18 protein-coding genes are annotated in these 17,514 nt (G+C 47.6%); 6 read left to right on the plus strand and 12 right to left on the minus strand.

Going from position 1 to position 17,514, the window contains the following annotated elements; all coding sequences use genetic code 11:
- Positions 1-164: 164 nt before the first annotated feature.
- From MKZ04_RS15150 to MKZ04_RS15160, 3 genes are all read right to left on the minus strand, one after another.
- On the minus strand, positions 165-668 hold the full coding sequence (locus tag MKZ04_RS15150) for a YwgA family protein (protein ID WP_023857045.1): 504 nt from the start codon (positions 666-668) through the stop codon (positions 165-167).
- A 30-nt stretch (positions 669-698) separates the two neighbouring features.
- A complete protein-coding gene (locus MKZ04_RS15155) occupies positions 699-1,997 on the minus strand; it encodes an HD domain-containing protein (protein WP_023857044.1) in 1,299 nt (432 codons plus the stop codon).
- Between the two features lie 239 nt (positions 1,998-2,236).
- Positions 2,237-2,461 carry a DUF1450 domain-containing protein gene (locus MKZ04_RS15160; RefSeq protein WP_003186096.1) on the minus strand — a complete coding sequence of 75 codons (225 nt, stop codon included), beginning with the start codon at positions 2,459-2,461 and terminating at the stop codon, positions 2,237-2,239.
- Positions 2,462-2,680: 219 nt separating this feature from the next.
- On the opposite strand from MKZ04_RS15160, the gene MKZ04_RS15165 reads away from it, so the two are divergent.
- Both MKZ04_RS15165 and MKZ04_RS15170 read left to right on the plus strand, forming a co-directional pair.
- A complete protein-coding gene (locus MKZ04_RS15165) occupies positions 2,681-3,469 on the plus strand; it encodes an RsfA family transcriptional regulator (protein ID WP_341046255.1) in 789 nt (262 codons plus the stop codon).
- Positions 3,470-3,636: 167 nt separating this feature from the next.
- A complete protein-coding gene (locus tag MKZ04_RS15170; protein WP_023857042.1) occupies positions 3,637-3,966 on the plus strand; it encodes a YjdJ family protein in 330 nt (109 codons plus the stop codon).
- Positions 3,967-4,135: 169 nt separating this feature from the next.
- Here MKZ04_RS15170 and MKZ04_RS15175 read toward each other — a convergent pair whose 3' ends face one another.
- The 7 genes from MKZ04_RS15175 to MKZ04_RS15205 form a co-directional block, all read right to left on the minus strand.
- Complete coding sequence (locus MKZ04_RS15175) at positions 4,136-4,981, minus strand: lipoate--protein ligase family protein (protein WP_026580256.1); 846 nt, start codon at positions 4,979-4,981, stop codon at positions 4,136-4,138.
- Between the two features lie 104 nt (positions 4,982-5,085).
- On the minus strand, positions 5,086-6,291 hold the full coding sequence (pobA, locus tag MKZ04_RS15180; protein ID WP_025810621.1) for a 4-hydroxybenzoate 3-monooxygenase: 1,206 nt from the start codon (positions 6,289-6,291) through the stop codon (positions 5,086-5,088).
- A gap of 15 nt (positions 6,292-6,306) precedes the next feature.
- Complete coding sequence (locus tag MKZ04_RS15185; protein WP_341046257.1) at positions 6,307-7,683, minus strand: MFS transporter; 1,377 nt, start codon at positions 7,681-7,683, stop codon at positions 6,307-6,309.
- A gap of 38 nt (positions 7,684-7,721) precedes the next feature.
- A complete protein-coding gene (locus tag MKZ04_RS15190; protein ID WP_149169756.1) occupies positions 7,722-8,573 on the minus strand; it encodes a DODA-type extradiol aromatic ring-opening family dioxygenase in 852 nt (283 codons plus the stop codon).
- Between the two features lie 23 nt (positions 8,574-8,596).
- Positions 8,597-8,788, minus strand: a complete 192-nt coding sequence (locus MKZ04_RS15195; RefSeq protein ID WP_020453317.1) for a 4-oxalocrotonate tautomerase — start codon at positions 8,786-8,788, stop codon at positions 8,597-8,599.
- 14 nt (positions 8,789-8,802) lie between these two features.
- Entirely contained in the window at positions 8,803-9,588 is a 786-nt protein-coding gene (locus MKZ04_RS15200; RefSeq protein WP_149169755.1) for a 2-keto-4-pentenoate hydratase, read from the minus strand.
- 14 nt (positions 9,589-9,602) lie between these two features.
- Entirely contained in the window at positions 9,603-11,078 is a 1,476-nt protein-coding gene (locus tag MKZ04_RS15205) for an aldehyde dehydrogenase (RefSeq protein WP_149169754.1), read from the minus strand.
- A gap of 201 nt (positions 11,079-11,279) precedes the next feature.
- Between MKZ04_RS15205 and MKZ04_RS15210 the strand changes: the two genes are divergently transcribed.
- Positions 11,280-12,059: an IclR family transcriptional regulator gene (locus MKZ04_RS15210; RefSeq protein WP_026580260.1), complete on the plus strand. Its 780-nt coding sequence runs from the start codon at positions 11,280-11,282 to the stop codon at positions 12,057-12,059.
- Between the two features lie 18 nt (positions 12,060-12,077).
- Positions 12,078-13,028, plus strand: a complete 951-nt coding sequence (locus MKZ04_RS15215) for an amidohydrolase family protein (RefSeq protein ID WP_328066979.1) — start codon at positions 12,078-12,080, stop codon at positions 13,026-13,028.
- Positions 13,029-13,070: 42 nt separating this feature from the next.
- Here the strand turns inward: MKZ04_RS15215 and pta are convergent, their stop codons facing one another.
- Positions 13,071-14,042 carry a phosphate acetyltransferase gene (gene pta / locus MKZ04_RS15220; RefSeq protein ID WP_020453322.1) on the minus strand — a complete coding sequence of 324 codons (972 nt, stop codon included), beginning with the start codon at positions 14,040-14,042 and terminating at the stop codon, positions 13,071-13,073.
- Positions 14,043-14,331: 289 nt separating this feature from the next.
- Between pta and hemQ the strand changes: the two genes are divergently transcribed.
- Positions 14,332-15,096 (plus strand): hydrogen peroxide-dependent heme synthase, encoded by a 765-nt coding sequence (gene hemQ / locus MKZ04_RS15225; protein ID WP_020453323.1) that lies wholly within the window; start codon positions 14,332-14,334, stop codon positions 15,094-15,096.
- A 46-nt stretch (positions 15,097-15,142) separates the two neighbouring features.
- Here the strand turns inward: hemQ and bslA are convergent, their stop codons facing one another.
- Entirely contained in the window at positions 15,143-15,682 is a 540-nt protein-coding gene (bslA, locus tag MKZ04_RS15230) for a biofilm surface layer hydrophobin BslA (protein ID WP_023857033.1), read from the minus strand.
- A 422-nt stretch (positions 15,683-16,104) separates the two neighbouring features.
- Between bslA and MKZ04_RS15235 the strand changes: the two genes are divergently transcribed.
- The gene (locus MKZ04_RS15235) at positions 16,105-17,451 is read left to right on the plus strand and encodes a TrkH family potassium uptake protein (RefSeq protein ID WP_020453326.1); all 1,347 of its coding nucleotides are present in this window, start codon (positions 16,105-16,107) and stop codon (positions 17,449-17,451) included.
- Positions 17,452-17,514 lie beyond the last annotated feature (63 nt).

Below are 17,514 nucleotides of genomic sequence, written 5' to 3' on the forward strand. Positions count from 1 at the left end.
TGAACGAATGAAAGATTCTGCTAGTTGTCTAAAAATTCCTTCAATTCATCCAAAAAGAGGAAATATTGCACGCGTTCTGTTTACTGCTCCTTTCTATTTCCCCACAAAAATTCCAAAATGTTTACAATAAAACAAAACAAAAAACCTACCGTTTTCCGGCAGGTTTATGAACAAAGGTCTCTGAGCTTTTTTATGTAAGCGACGGCTTCATCGAATTCTTCGTCCGTATACCGCTGCTTGCTTTTTACGGTAAACACTTTTTCTCTGATCTCTTCCTGCTCCAGTCCTTCAAAATACAGAATCGTCGACACCAGTTCCAAAAAGCGCGATGACTGGCCGTTCACGTCGTCTATATAGGCTTTAATATCCCGCATATCCAGCTCACACTGGCTCAAAAACTGCGTTCCCGCTTCAGTGGGCGAATAGCGGTATTGATAATAGCCGCCTTTTTTTTCTTTGACTTCATGAAGAAATCCGAGATTGCAAAGTTCTTCGACTTGAAGCGTCAGCTCCTCTGAATAGGGCCCGTAAAAATGAAAATCATACTTTTCATAAAAGGGAAGCTCCAATTTCTTTGCGATATAAATGATTTTCTGCAGCTTTTTCCGCCCGACAATCTCCCCCGAATCCGAGAAGACCTTCATCAGCTTTGCATGTTCTTTTAACAAATCTCCGCCATCTCCTTCATCCTTTTCTTTCTATATCAGTCCGAGCAATTCTTTCATTCTTTTCGCATGACGGCCGTCAGGCAATCCTTCGATTAAATCGAGCGGGAAATACAGCTTATGGTCCGTTCTCCGCTTGCCTGATATCGCATCGACAATATCGGATTGCCGCGACAGCTCCTTAATCTGGCCGTTGTGCGTCAGCAATTGAATCGGGAGGCGCTCCTCTTCTTCCCCCGGTCTGTAGAAATCATAAGGAAGGTCTGAGGACGAATCCACCACAAGGTAATAATCGGGATCAATCCCTGATTCTTTAAACAAGGCGGTCAGTTCAAAGTAAGTCGCCATTTCCTCATTCGGATTGAATTCCGCATACTGGAACAGCCTGCGGTTGATAAACCGGCGGCATAAATCAGACAAAACTTCATCCTCTTCTTTTTCCCAGGCCTGAAAATAATAAAGAATGATTGCTTCATCAAGACTCAAATAATCTTCCAATGTGACATTGCCTTCAAAAATAGAATAAAAATGCACAGGCGCATACGTGAAAACATAGCCTTCCTCATGAAGCTGCTTTGCACGGTGAAGAATCTTCGTCAAAATCACTTCCGCGCTTCTTGTCACAGGATGGAAATAGACCTGCCAGTACATCTGGTACCGGCTCATAATATAATCCTCAACGGCATGCATTCCGCTTTGCTTAATCACGATTTGGTCTTCGCGCGGCCGCATCACGCGGAGGATCCGCTCCATATCGAAATGGCCGTAGCTGACGCCGGTATAATAGGCGTCTCTCTGAAGATAGTCCATGCGGTCAGCGTCAATCTGGCTTGAGATCAGGCTGACGACCTGCTTGTTCTGATAGGTTTTCGCGATGACCTCAGCGACATCCTTTGCAAACGTCGGGCTCACCTTGTTTAACACCTGGTTAACTTCTGTATCGCCTAAAATGATCGCTCTCGTAAAATCTTCATGATCAAGCCGGAAGACCTTTTCAAACGAATGGGAAAACGGGCCGTGCCCCAAATCGTGCAGCAATGCGGCGCAAAGGCACAGATCACGCTCGCTGTCATCCCATTCCTCCCTGCCTTTAAAAACGTCATCAACCATTCTTCTGACAATTTCATAGACGCCGAGAGAATGGTTGAAACGGCTGTGTTCGGCTCCGTGAAACGTCAAATAGGTCGTTCCAAGCTGTTTGATTCTGCGCAGTCTCTGAAATTCACGGGTTCCGATCAAGTCCCATATCAGCTTGTCCCGTACATGGACATAGCGGTGAACAGGATCTTTAAACACTTTTTCTTCTGATAATTTTCCGTTTGGATACGCCATTTTTGTCCCTCTTTTTTTCAAACGTGAGGCAAACTGATCGCTGCCCATCCGTCTCTTTTTCTTCGGAGAACTAAATGTATATTGTAAGTATTGCCCGATCTGCTTGTTTTCTTTTAGGTCTGTTTCTATTATATCGAGTCTGCTTTTTTGAAAACATCCTTGAATTTACCCGGCTATTTGTTCCAGACTGCAAAAAAGCCGGCAAACAAGCAAAAACGCCTGACCCGTTAGGGAGGCGGTTATTTTTTGAGTTTCTTTTTCACTTTTTCGATCAGCTCGTCTTCATCAGGAGCTGACAGCGGACGATTATTGACAAACGCGAACGATTTTTTTCGTCCCGGCCCGCAGTAAGACTGGCAGCCGATTTCCACTTTTGCATCCGGATCGATTTCTTTCAGACGGGGCAAAAGCGTCTTTAAATTAGTGGCCTGACAATCGTCGCATACTCGAAATTCATTAGCCATTTCATACGCTTCCTTTCGTTTTGTTCATCTGTCTTTATGAAAGGCATTCAACCGTGCCGAACTTTGATAAAAAATGACACCATCCTTCATTTTACAAGGATTCTTTCATTCCTGCAAGGATCGCGCTAAAAAAATCAGTTCCTATTCTTTTAGCAAACTTGTATAAATATTTTCCAAAATGGACAATCTAATACCAATACTGACAATGGGAGTTGAGAAGTGATGAAACAAAGACAAGACGCTTGGTCTGAAGAGAATGATTTACTGCTTGCTGAAACGGTATTGCGGCATGTCAGAGAAGGCAGCACACAGCTGAACGCCTTCGAGGAAGTCGGAGACAGACTGAACAGGACATCAGCCGCCTGCGGTTTTAGATGGAACGCGGTTGTCCGCCACCAATACGAAAAAGCATTGCAGCTGGCTAAAAAACAAAGGAAGCAAAGAATGCGCGCCCTTGGAAACGGCCAGCCGGCGAAAAAACGCTTATTATACAAGCCGCCTGTCGAAACAGAGGCTGAACCGCCTGCAGAAAGCGTCATTGAGCAGCAGAAAGCAACCGCCGATTCAAGCGAACAGCAGCCGATCGCCAGCGAGCATCTGCCTTATGTTGATGAGAGCTTTAAAGAAGAGTTAGCTAGTTTATCGCACCTTCTATCGCCAAACCAGCCGCAGGCAGGCCATTCAGCCGATTCATCGAAAGACATGACGATCGATGATGTGATCCGCTTCCTGCAAAACTACACAGGAAACGAAGCACAGACTGCCGCTTTAAAAATGGAAAATGACCGCTTAAAACAGGAAAATGAAGAGCTGACGAAAAAAGTTGAAAAGCTTGAAGCTGAAGTCAAAAAGCTGGAAAATGACCAGTCGACCATCCAGGAAGACTACGAAACGCTCGTAAAAATTATGAACCGTGCAAGAAAACTAGTTTTATTCGAAGAAGACGAACACGCTGCGCCCGCCTTTAAAATGGACCGGAACGGCAATTTAGAAAAAATGGCTGAATAGCGCTTTCAGAGGGTGCGGCAAAGAGACAGAACTGAAAACGCATAAAAATTTGCCGATACGCTGATACCCCTTTCTTGAAAAAAGGGGGTATTTTTTACCTCTGCGGCTTGCTTTCATATGACAAAAATTTCATAATAGGGATAGCAATTTATAAGGCGGGGTATTCGATGAAGTTTGTTTTATATGCGGTTCAGTTAGGCACGGCAGCCCTTTTGTTTTTGTTTTCTGCATTGGCAAGCTGGTATCAAGGCAGCGAGCTTTTAAAGGTGCCGTGGGAGTGGAAATATACAGCCAAGTTTACAAAACTGCTCTATGGAGAGGACTCCATAAAATACGCACACGATATTTCCCAGCTTGATTTTTTCGTCTACGCGGCCAAACATACGCCGGCAACCGTAATTTTAATGGCTGTCAGTTTGGCGTATATCATCGCTTTGGCGGCTTATCTTCTCATCAAAACATATGTAAAACGAAAAAGCGCTTTGAGCGCAGCATAAAAAAACCGCTTCGGAAGCGGTGAAGTGTGACAAAATCCTGAAACGTTCAACCGTTTTAGGATTTTGCCGTCTATGAAGCATTTTCTCAATCCGCTAGAGGCAGCCGCGGTTTTTCGCCGCTTTAAGCATGCCTGGCAACGAATATAACGGGAGCGCAGAGGCTCTTCTTCTATCCAAAAACTTTTTCATTCCGCTCAATCATACGGACGAGGTTTTTTTCATAGGCTTCTTCTTCTGCGGGCGTGAGGGGGCCTTGATAAATCTCCCCGCCCAGCTCTTTCAGCTGTGTCAGAAGCAAGAGCATCAAGTCCTGCACCGAGATGTCTTCATTGAGAAGCTCAGAGAGCGAAGCCATCGTTTCCGGGCGAATATCGGGATAAACGGCTTTTGTTTTCCCGCGCATGTCTTTCAATGCGGTGTCGTAGAAACGTTTGATCAGCTCAGCGCGACCGCTTCCGCTTTGATCAGCGCATAAATAAATTTGAACAGCCACTCCGCCTCTCAGCCGCCTCTGGGAAATTCCCGCAAACTTCCTTCCCCCGATGCTCAAATCAAAGCTCCCCGGACAGTAAGAGCCTTTGATTTCATAGGCTTCGATTGCTGCGTCATAGGATGACAGCATTCGCTTAACGAGCTCAAACATCGCTTCATAGCCCCGGTCGATATCAATTCCGTTTTTCTTATCCTGAAAAATCAGCGAAACGTTTAAAACCCCGCTGTCCAAAACGACGGCCAGTCCGCCGGAATTGCGAACGATGACTTGATAGCCCGCTTCTTCAAGCAATGAAATCCCGTCTTGTAAATAAGGAAGCCTTGTATCCTGAATTCCGAGCACGATCGTGTCATGGTGCACCCAGGAACGCGCCGTCGCCGGAGACAAACCCTTTCCGACAGAAGCGCACAGCGTATCATCTATCGCAAATGATTGTTTTGCATCAAAATATGGGCCGAGGCTGGATTGGTCAATAATTCTCCATTTCGGCTGGATGAGTAGATCAATCGGTTGCTTTGCCATATATATTGTAAACCCTTTCGTTATGCATTTCAGCCAACATCCATTATACCATTTACGAAAACATGATGTGGGATTTTTTCTTATCTCCGGCGCATCTCCTTCATTCATGTGACGCTTAAAGACGGTTCTCCGAATTCGAGCGGCAGCCCGACGTAATTTTCGGCAAGACTTTGAGCGGCCGCTGTTGAGGTTGTGACATGGTCAAGCTCAGCCAATTGAATTTGGTAGTCAAATGGCGTGTAGCCGTGATGACGGTGCAGCAGGGATGTCATATACCAGGAAAAGCGCTCCGCTTTCCAGACGCGGCGGAGGCAAGCCTCAGAATAGCGGTCCAGCCGTTCGGTTTTGCCAGCTTCGTAATAGTCTTCGAGCGCCCACGCAAGCCGTTGGACATCCGCCATCGCAAGATTCAGGCCTTTCGCACCGGTCGGCGGTACAATATGCGCGGCATCCCCCGCTAAATACAGTCTGCCGTATTGCATCGGATCGCATATAAAGCTTCTCATCGAGACAATGTTCTTTTGAATCACAGGGCCTTCAGTCAGCTTCCATCCGTCATCGGCCGACAGCCTTAAATGAAGCTTCTCCCATATCCTTTCGTCCGGCCAGTTCCCGATTGAATCTGAAGGGCTGACTTGCAGGTAAAGCCGCTGGATTTCCGGAGTCCTCGTGCTGACGAGGGCAAACCCGTCCTCATGATGGGCATACACAAGTTCAGACGAGGACGGAGGGGCTTCAGCCAATATGCCGAGCCATCCGTATGGGTACACCTTTTCGTACTCTTTGCGGATCTCCCTCGGAATGCTTTGTCTGCTCGGCCCATGAAATCCGTCGCACCCCGCAATGAAATCGCAGGTCAGTTCTTCTGTATCGCCGTTTTCAGTCTGATAAGTGATGACGGGCGCTTCTGTATCAATATTTGACAGGCGGACGCCAGACACATTGAAAACGATGCGCCCTCCCGATTGCAGACGGACGTCGATTAAATCTTTGATCACTTCATGCTGGGGATAGATGGCAATGTACTTTCCTCCCGTCAGCTTGTGCATATCAATTCTGTGCCGCTTGCCGCCAAAGCGGATCTCAATCCCTTGATGAAACATGGCTGTTTTCATCATCCGTTCACCGGCGCCTGTTTCATTTAGCAAATCTACCGTCATCTGTTCAAGAACGCCTGCACGGATGGTTTCTTCAATCTCCTTTCGCGAGCGGGATTCGATCACGACCGCTTCGATTCCCCGGCGTTGGAGCAGGTTTGCGAGCATAAGCCCGGCAGGCCCCGCTCCGATAATTCCCACTTGTGTCCGCAAAATGGTTTCCTCCCTTTATCCATGTTTTGATGTGGCTTCTAACGTAAACTCGGCGCTTTCCGATTGAGAGACAAAATCAAATGAAGCATGCTTCTCTTGGACGAGCATGATGCCAAGCGCAGCAAAAACACTCGGGATCGCAAACACCATGAAAGCCTGCTTCGGCTCCATCCCGGCAGCAAGAATCAATGCAAACAGCGAAGGGGCAATGATCGCTCCGAGTCTGCCGACCCCGAGCGCCCAGCCGATTCCGGTCGCTCTGATTTCTTTCGGATAATATTCTGAAATATAAGGATTAGCGATATTTTGCGCTCCGACAGTGCATGCTCCGCCTAAAGCAATCAGCAAGTACAGAAGAACGGCGTTCATCGTCATTCCAAACGCTGCAAAACAAAAGGCCCCGATGACATACATCGCCGCAAGCACTTTTTTATGGCCGGCCTTATCTGCCAAATATCCGCCGAGTACCGCTCCTGCGGCTTGTCCGCTGCACAGCGCCAGATTAAATGACAAGCTTGACGACAGCCCGTAACCTGACTCCTGCATCATTTTCGGAAGCCATGTATTTAAGCCGTAGACCATGAGAAGGCAGCTGAAAACGGAAAGCCAGAATGCGAATGTGCTCGCTGCACGTTTTTGTTCGAACAGTTTTTTAACTGGAAAGCCCTTCTTTTCTTTCGCAATCACCGAAATTTGATAATTGTCGTCTTCCCTGTACCGTCCCGCCGGATGCACCTGATTGAGAATCTCAGCCAACGCTTTCGTATTCTTCTTCAAAACGTAAAATGACAGAGATTCGGGGAACCGGCTGAAAAAGAACGGGAGCACAAAGAGCGGCACGGCTCCGATCAGATACAGCACTCTCCAGCTTGTCCCGGGCACGGCGAACATGCCGACGAGAGACGCCAGCACACCGCCTGCGGAATAGCCGCAATACATGGCGGCTACGATCACCGCTCTGTTTTTTTTCGGCGAATATTCGGTCATCAGCGAAATCGCATTTGGCATCAACCCGCCCATTCCAAGAGCAGCAAGAAACCGCATGATCGTAAACAAAAGCGGAGAATCGATCAGCCCGGCCAATGCCGTAAACAGGCTGAACAGAAAAATACAGAAGCCTAACACCTTTTTGCGGCCGTATTGATCTGCGAGCGGTGAAAAAATAAGTGCGCCGAGCATCATACCGATCAATGTATAGCTGCCGATCGCTCCGGCTTGAATGGCGGTCAGGCTCCATTCCTCCATCAGCCACGGCAAGCTGACGCCGTACATCGCAATATCATAACCGTCAAAGGCGATGGCGAAAAAACACCATAGGAAAACAGTCAGATGCACTTTGTTGAATTTGCTGGCCGCCATGATTTCTGCTGGATGAACTGAACGATTTTTCATGTTTCCCTCCACGATTCTAATCGTATTATGAGAACAGCTTAACGTACGGTGTCTTTTTCATTGAAAGCGTGCGTGCGAGCTTTTTGCCCCGCAGGTTCGAATGCCATGACGACATTGGAGCTCCCGGAAGACTGGCCGTATCCGTAAAACGTGCTTTTACATCCGTCTTCAAGCACGCCCAAAAGCATTGCAATGTGACGGCCGCCAGCTTCAAGTCCGGCATTTTTAGCATATTGAGGCAGCATCTGCTGAGCAGATATAAGATCGTTGTCTGTTAAATAGGTTAAAAATTGAGCATCGAGGGCCTGTTCGGCCAAAGTCGGCATGCATTCGGGCCCTCTCACCAAATGGTGGCTGAGTGCCCCGCTGCTGATGAACACGATTTTCTTTCTGCTTTCCTTCAGTACTCTTCCGGCAATCCGGCCCCACAAATACGTTTCTTCCAGGTTCGCCGCCAATGTAACCGATAAATCGATGACCGGAATATCCCCTTTTGGAACGAGATAGCGCAGCGGAACAACTGTCCCGTAGTCCCAGCAGTAGGTGGGATCGTTGATAGGAATGACGGAAAGCCCCTCTTTTGCGCCGGCTTCGGCCAACTGCAGCGCCAATTCCGTGTCCCCGGGGTAAGAATACGGAACATCGGAAATTAAATTCGGGCACTCCAAAGCTGTTAAAACGCCTTGATGATCGGGAGCCGCATCGATCAGATGATCGAAGCTTGACGTCCAGTGACAGGAAATCAAGACAACGGCATCAGGCTGAATTCTTTCGATGATCCCGGAGAGCCGCTTCATCCCTTTGACCAGCTCTTTTTGAAAGTCAGGGGTTTTATCTTCAAAGCACATCCTCGGTGTATGCGGAACAAGCGCCGCCAATTCGATTGACATGTAGATTCCTCCCGTCGCCTTCTTTAAGGTCTTAATTTTGAAACCGGTGTTCCGCCTATGCCCCAGTGGCTTTTAGGAATTTCGGTGACAAGAACACGGACGTTTTCCCTCGGAGCATCAAGGGTGGCGCTCAACGTTTCCGTCACTTTTTGAATGACTTCCTCGACCTTTTCAGGCGGCCGGCCTTCTAATAATTGAATATGAACGATCGGCATATGATCACCTCAGGTTATGATTGGACTGAAAATGATACATCTCCCAGTCCTTCTACTTGTGCTGAAACGCGGTCGCCCGGCTGCAGCATGACAGCTCCCGTTACACCGCCCGTTAAAATGATGCTACCGGCCGCAAGCTTTTGTTTCTTCCTGGAGAGCATATTGGCGAGCATGGCCGCCGAATTTGCGGGATGTCCGACAACTGCTGCACCAGTGCCCTGCTCTTTGACCTTGCCGTTTATCACTAAAGAGACTTTTGCTTCATCAAGCTTGAAATGGTCCGGCATCTTCACTTTTTCACCTAACACCACCCTTGAAGATGACGCATTGTCCGCAATGACATCAGGCAGGGTAAATGAGAAGTTTTCATAACGGCTGTCAATCACTTCAAGAACGGGAATCAATTCAGCAACGGCTTCAAGGACCTTCTCCTTTGTAACACCCGGCCCTTCAATATCCTTTCCAAGCACAAAAGCAATCTCGGCTTCAACCTTCGGGTGAATCAGCTCGTTCATCCGGATGCTTCCGCCGTTTGGTACGATCATATCTTCAAAAATATAACCGTAGATCGGCTCCTCGACGTTCATCTGCTCCATTTTCGCCCGGCTTGTCAGGCCCATTTTCGGACCGATAATGCCGTTGCCATCCCATAATTTCAGTTGAATCAGTTCTTCTTGAATCGCATACGCCTCTTCGACGGTCAGCTCCGGGTAGTCCTTTGTGATTCTTTCAACCTCGCGCTTCTCTGTTTCAGCAAGATACAAGAGGCGCGCCGTATCCTTCAATGCTGTGGCATTCATCCGTTTTCCTCCTTTTACATCTTGATGCAAATATTGGTTAATTCGCTGAAGAATTCGAGGCTGTGAATGCCTCCTTCTCGTCCGAGCCCGCTCTGTTTCATGCCGCCAAACGGTGTCCGAAGATCGCGGAGAAACCAGCTGTTGACCCATACCATGCCCGATTCGATTTGCCCGGCTACGCGGTGCGCCCGGCGGAGGTCGTTCGTCCATACGGTCGCGCTTAATCCGTAATGTGTATCATTAGCCTGTGCAATAACTTCCTCCTCTTCGTCGAACGGAATCACCGTCACGACCGGCCCGAAGATTTCTTCTTTGATGAGCCTGGAATTGCGGGAAAGTCCGGTGATAATCGTCGGTTCAAGAAAGCAGCCGGATTCCTGTCCTTCAGGGCGTTTTCCTCCGGTTAAAATAACGCCGCCTTCCCGTTTGGCCAATTCGATGTAGTTCATCACACGCTCGGTGTGTTCAGAAGAAATTAAGGCGCCGATATTCGTATCCGGATCAAAAGGATCGCCGACTTTGAGCTCTTTCGTTTTCTCAACGAACTTGTTCAGAAATTCGTCATACGCTTCCCGCTCGACATAGATGCGGGAGCCGCTCATACATACTTCGCCCTGGTTGACGAAACTCGATTTCAATGAGATGCTGACGGCTTCCTCCATGTCGGCATCGGCAAAAATAATATTCGGGTTCTTTCCTCCCAATTCAAAGGAAAGTTTCTTTAATGTTTTCGAAGCAGCTTCCATAATGATTTTGCCGGTTGTCGTTTCTCCCGTGAAAGATATCGCATCAACATCGGGATGCTCAGAAAGCGCAGCGCCGGCGGAATCAGGCCCAAACCCGTGGACGATGTTGACGACTCCGTCAGGCATTCCTGCATCATGGCAGATTTCCCCGAGGAGCGTGGCTGTCAGCGGCGTCAGTTCAGCCGGTTTGATGACGGCTGTATTTCCCGCCGCCAGACAAGGCGCCAATTTCCACGTCAGCAAAAGCAGCGGCAAGTTCCACGGATTGATCAGCCCGACGACGCCGACCGGACGGCGGATCGCATAATTGATTGCAATATCGTCAGTTTGATAAGCTTCTGTTCCGGCTCCTCTCATAAAATCCGCAAAAAAATGAAAGTTGAAAGCAGCCCGCGGAATATCTAAATTACTTGAGAGCGAAAGCGGCTTCCCCGTATCCAATGTCTCGAGCCTTGCCAGTTCGTCTTTACGCTCAAGTATGATGTCGCCGACCTTTCTGATGATCCGAATCCTTTCGTCAGCGGTCATGTTTTTCCAGCGTCCGTTTAAAGCACGCCTTGCGGCCGCGACTGCAAGATCGACCTCTTTTTTGCCTCCTTCCGCAACGCTCCCGATGATTTCCTGTGTAGCCGGATTGATGTTGTCAAACGTACTGCCGTTCTCTGAAGGAAAGTACCTGCCGTTTATGTAGTGCTGACAGTCAAAAGGTTTTACGAGTTTTGCCGATGGGGTCTGAACATTCATATTCTACAAACATCCTCCTTTTCAAATCCTTTCCATTAAGTTAAATGATTTTAAACGACAAGAAAACAGCAATGTTCCTCTATGCGGAACAACTCAGACATTTTTTCCGAAAATTTGATATTTTCCGCTTTTTTATTTTTAAAATCATGTTATATTATGGAATAAAAGGCAACGAAAACAAGGGAGAGAGTTGAGGAACCTATGACTGTTGAGACAAAGGACCACCAGCTGCTCGGTTCAGTAAAAAATGCACTTCGTCTGCTTCAATCGTTTACATTAGAGACACCGGAAAAGAAACTAACCGAACTCGCCTCATCGCTCGGCCTCGGAAAAAGCACAGTATCGCGCCTTTTGACTACATTGGAAAGCGAAGGGTTTGTCATGAAGGACCCGGAATCCAGAAGATACAAGCTCGGCTTATCGGTTCTGAAGTTAAACACCATTGTCAACTCCACTCTTGAAATCAACCGCGAATCCCAGCCGGTCCTCAAACGGCTGACAGAAGAGACCGGCGAAACGTCGCATATTGCGATGCGACGCGAGCTCAGCGTCGTTTATCTCAATCGGACGGAATGCCCCCGCCCTGTCGAACTTCTCTCATATATCGGGCGGCAAAACCCGATGCATTGCACAAGCTCGGGCAAGGTGCTTCTCGCCTTTGACGAAGACGGCATATTGGATGAGTATGTGAAGGAAGGCTTGAAAAGCTGTACAAAACAAACGATTACAGACGAGGACAAATTGAGGGAGGCGCTGAAAACCGTTAAAGAAAACGGGTTTGACGTCAGTTGCGGGGAATTCATTGATGGTGTCACATCCATCTCAGCTCCCGTCAGAAACCACGCGGGACGAGTGTTGTACGCCGTCAGTGTCGTAGGTCCGGCAGAACGCATAAAGGCCCGGCAGGCGAAAATCGTATACCAAGTGAAAAAAGCGGCCCGGGATATTTCCGAAAGAATCGGGTACTGGAAACGAATATAAAAATTGGGGGAATCGGCTTTGTATGATCTTCACACGCACTTTATACCGCACGATGTGCTGCTTTGGCTGGACGACAATGAAAAGAAGGTCCACGCCGTCCGCGAAAAAAAGGATGGCCGCCAAGCGGATTTTTTGACGGTCAATCACAAATGGGGCTTTGAATTAAAAGAGCTGTTCTACCAGGAAGCTTTATATTTGGAAGCCCAGCAGGAAGCCGGCATCTCACACTCATTGGTATCGCCGGTTCCCCAGCTTTTCCTTTACGATCTCGCCGAAGAAATCACAGACGAATTGTCCTTTGTATACAACAAAGCGCTTGCCGGATGGGTTAAAAAACACGACGGCCGCCTTTCAGGCCTCGGCACCGTCCCGCTGAACAGCCCTTTAAAGGCGAGCGAGCGCCTGAATGAAGCGATGAACAACGGCCTTAAAGGAGCGATTATCGGCCCCGGCGCTTCGCAAATGCTTCTCTCAGACGAAGCATTTACACCGTTTTGGGAAACGGCTGACAGAAGAAAAGCGATTATCTTTATCCATCCGCTCCTTTCTGAAGATCCGCGGCTTCGCCGCAGGATGCTGCCAAATTTGATCGGCGTTCCGTGGGAAACGACAATTTGCGCCGCTGATCTTTTGTTAAGCGGGTTTACAGACCGTTTTCGCAATGTGAAAATTCTGCTGGCGCACGGCGGCGGCTTTTTGCCCTATCAGATCGGAAGACTGGACAAAGGATATGACAAATGGGCCGGCGTTTCTTCATCGCTTTCGGCGCCGCCGCGCGAATATTTGCGGAAGTTTTGGTTTGACAGCGTGCTGTGGGAGAAAGAAAGCGCGGCATATTTAAAGAAGCTCATCGGAGAAGACCGCCTTGTTCCGGGTTCCGATTTTCCTTTTGACCTTTGTCAGTGGCCGCCTCTCGATCCCGGTCGGAAAGGGGCGGAATCTCTGCTGAATGTAGCGATTGAAGCATAAAAAAAGGCGAACCTCTTCAGGTTCACCTTTTTCAAAAACAAATTACAGCGCTTGAACTGCCGTAATCAGCGCAAGATTATAAACGTCTTCAGCGTTGCATCCTCTGGAGAGGTCGTTTACAGGCATGTTCAGCCCTTGCAGAATCGGACCGACCGCTTCGAAGTTGCCGAGGCGCTGAGCGATTTTATAGCCGATGTTCCCCGCTTCAAGGCTTGGGAAAACAAATACGTTTGCATCACCTTTAATGACGGAGTCCGGCGCTTTTTTCTCGGCGACAGACGGAACGAATGCCGCATCAAATTGGAATTCGCCGTCCAGTGTAAGCTCAGGCGCTTTTTCTTTGGCGATCGCAACCGCATTGGCTACCTTTTCAGTTTCGTCCGATTTTGCAGAGCCTTTTGTTGAAAAGCTGAGCATGGCGACACGAGGGTCAATGTTGAACATTTTCGCTGTGTTCGCACTTTCGATTGCAATTTCCGCAAGGTCCTGACTGTCAGGCGCAATATTGATCGCACAGTCTGCAAATACATACTGCTCATCGCCGCGCGCCATGATAAACACGCCGGAAGTTTTCTTCACGCCTTCTTTTGTTTTAATAATTTGCAGCGCAGGGCGAACCGTATCCGCTGTTGAATGAGCCGCACCGCTGACAAGACCGTCGGCAAGCCCTTTATAAACAAGCATCGTTCCAAAATAGTTCTCATCTAAAAGGATTTGGCGGGCCTGTTCTTCCGTCGCTTTTCCTTTGCGGCGTTCAACGAAAGCCTGAACAAGGTCTTCCATTCCTTCGTATGTATGAGGATCGTATATGTCAACGCCATCCAGCGTCAAATTCAACCCGTTCGCTTTATCTTTGATTTCCTGCTCGTTTCCCACAAGGATCGGCTTTAATACGTTGTTTCCGGCCAAATCGTTGACAGCTTTGAGAATGCGCTCGTCCATACCTTCCGGAAATACGATTTTAACTCCTTTTCCTGCTACTTTTTCCTGCACTGTTGTAAATAGATCTGCCACTATATACCCTCCTTGAAAGTGTCACAAATACTTCATTTCTCTATTAAGCATACTCTTTTGTGATATAAATTCAATCCTTCTGTATTTTATTATAATGCTTTCACTTTTTAAACGCTTTTTTTAAATTAATTTAAGTGCGGCAGGGTTTAAACACTTCTATTAGTATATAACAGCCTTTCCCAGTTATACGACAGATCGTCACCTTTTGTTCAAATCTTCTAAACGGATAAAACGCGGCAAACTATGATATGATGAAGGCAAGTACATACAAATTGGGAGTGATTGCAAAATGAGCGAACAGCAAAAAACGAACGAAGCCGCCCAAACGCTTGACGGCTGGTATGCCCTTCACGATTTCCGGACAATGGACTGGTCCGCATGGAAAATGCTTTCAAGCGATGAGCGCCAGATCATTATCAGCGAATTTACAGGTCTTCTCGAAAAATGGGGAGCTGCTCAAAAAGAAGGAAACGGAAGCCACACGCTATACAGCATCGTCGGCCAAAAAGCGGACTTCATGCTGATGATTTTGCGTCCTACGATGGAGGAATTAAATCAAATTGAACTTGAGTTCAATAAATCCAAACTCGCTGAATACACGATACCTGCTTATTCATACGTATCCGTTGTCGAGCTGAGCAACTATATGGGAAGCGGCGAGGGAGACCCTTACGAAAATCCGCAAGTGCGTGCGCGCCTGTACCCTGAGCTCCCGAACGCCAAATATGTCTGCTTCTATCCGATGGATAAAAGAAGATCGGGCGATGACAACTGGTACATGCTGTCTATGGAAGAGAGAAGAAGCTTGATGCGCAGCCACGGGATGATCGGCCGCGGCTATGCGGGCAAAGTGAAACAGATTATTACCGGCTCAATCGGATTTGACGATTATGAGTGGGGTGTCACGCTCTTTTCAGATGATGTGCTCCAGTTCAAAAAGCTCGTCTATGAAATGCGCTTCGATGAAGTAAGCGCCCGGTACGGTGAATTCGGTTCATTCTTTGTCGGCAACCGCCTCGCAAATGAACAGCTGCCTGCATTTTTGCATGTGTAATGATAAAAAGCTCCAAAGACCTCGGTCTTTGGAGCTTTTTTGCCTATTACTTGCAGTTACACGGCTGTGTAGGCGGAGTCGCCCTTTTTTGCACCTCGATTGAAGATTCGGCATAGAAAGTCGATCCGAGCCCCAGCACTCTGTTCTCCGCCCGGAATGTATACTTTCCTGCGGCAGGCAGCGTTTTGTTTGCCAGCACAAGCTTAAACTCCGCAATACCCAACAGATCAATTGTAAGCGGCAGCCTTACCGTTTTTCCGTTATTCAAAATTTGCCCTGTAGTCAACGCTCTTCCGTTCACGGTATCTTTCGTTGTTGCGGAAAATCCCGACGGCAATGTAAATTCAACCGTTCCCAGCGCCAGGATTGAATTCGGACGATACGTCAGCTCAATATCCGAGAACGACCACTCCTGTTTGCTGGCACCTGTTATAGTCGCATACAAGGAAGCGTTCGCAGCCGGGCGGTAGACAGATTCAGTTTTGGTTGTTTGAGCGCTAGCCTGGAACGAAGGCAGAAAAATCGAAACCATCATCACGAGACTAACCGCCAAGATTGACAATTTAGAACGATACATTCTTTTCAACACAGCAATTCCCCCTAGTCATCATTTTTTTCATCATTCGTCATGACGAAAGCGTACAAGAAAGGCAACATCAAGCAACGCCTTCTTCCCAAAGCGCCGGCACTTTGGTGATTTCTATTAAAAACTACCATTTTTTCAACAGGTAGTAAATGTTTTCCATGTCATATTTTTAAAAGAAATGCAAAATAATAGAATTTAACCAGGCGTTGCTCCTCTTGATTTTCTTCGCTGTTCTTTAGTAAAGGACAAAAGACCCGTCCGCATTCCTTCTCTTCATTCTCCTGATTTTTGTTGACAAACGGTGTATCTGGCTGTACATTATTGACATTATTGAAACATGACCATCTGCGTTTAAATTTGAAATCACCTTGCTTTTTCTCCATTCATGTTTTGACTGAATGGATGAAGAAAGGAACGAAAAAATGCCTAAATTGGTTTCTTCAAATCTTGTAAAAGGTAAGATCATCAATATTAGTCCGCCGCAGACGCTGGCGCTCAGTTTCTTGATTATCATTGCCATCGGCGCCTGTTTATTGAAGCTGCCCGGCGCATCCACTACTTACATCTCATGGGTGGATGCTTTATTCACGGCCACCTCTGCAACTACGGTAACTGGGCTTGTTGTTGTCGATACAGGGGCAGATTTTACGGTTTTCGGACAAACAGTTATTATGTGCCTGATTCAAATCGGCGGACTCGGCTTAATGACGTTTGCCGTTCTCGTCATCATGATGATCGGCAAAAAAATCGGCCTGCAGCAGCGGATTCTCGTTCAAGAAGCATTTAACCAGACTTCTTTAGGCGGACTTGTCCGCCTGGTCAAGCATTTGTTTATTTTCACCATTGTCATAGAATTTGTGGCATTTTTGATCCTTTCGATCAGATGGGTTCCTGAATACGGTTTGCAAAAAGGCTTGTTTCATAGTTTGTTTAACACGATTTCAGCCTTTAACAATGCGGGGTTCTCCCTGTGGCCGGACAACTTGTCTCAATATGTGGGCGACCCGATTGTCAACATTGTCATCACAGGCCTTTTCATTACAGGGGGTATCGGCTTTACCGTTCTGCTGGATTTATGGACAAAGCGAAACTTCCGGACATTATCGCTGCATTCCAAGCTCATGATCGTTGGAACATTGATCATCAATACGACAGCCGCCTTGCTGATTTTTATTTTGGAATACTCGAATCCAGGTACGCTCGGCGGACTGCCTTTAGCCGACAAAATGTGGGGCGCTTACTTCCAGGGTGTGACACCGAGAACTGCCGGATTCAATACGCTTGATATCGCCCAGATGACAACGCCGTCCCTCCTGTTAACCATCGTTTTGATGTTTATCGGAGCCGGAAGCGCGTCAACAGGAAGTGGAATTAAACTGACAACGTTTATCGTGATGATCTTGGCGACGATCACCTTTTTAAGGGGAAAAAGCGAAACGGTTGTGTTCAAAAGGGCGATTAAAATGAAAACCATTTTAAGAGCTTTGGCCATCATTGTGATCAGTTTTTTATTCGTGCTTTTCGCATTATTTATATTGACGATCACAGAGAATGCTCCATTTTTGGAAATCGTCTTTGAAGTATTTTCCGCTTTTGGAACGGTCGGCCTGTCGATGGGACTGACACCTGATTTAACGACCGCAGGCAAAGCGGTTATCATGATGATGATGTTTATCGGCCGCGTCGGGCCTCTCACTATGGCGTTTACGCTGGCCAAGCCGAAGAAGGCGCCGATCCGCCATCCTGAAGATGAAGTGATCACAGGTTAATATGCAAAAAGACCGCTCTTTTCACGAGCGGTCTTTTTGTTTTTCTCTTTCCAACATGATGTG

Origin of the sequence: Bacillus sp. FSL W7-1354 (assembly GCF_038002405.1) — a bacterium.
Classification (GTDB): domain Bacteria; phylum Bacillota; class Bacilli; order Bacillales; family Bacillaceae; genus Bacillus; species Bacillus paralicheniformis.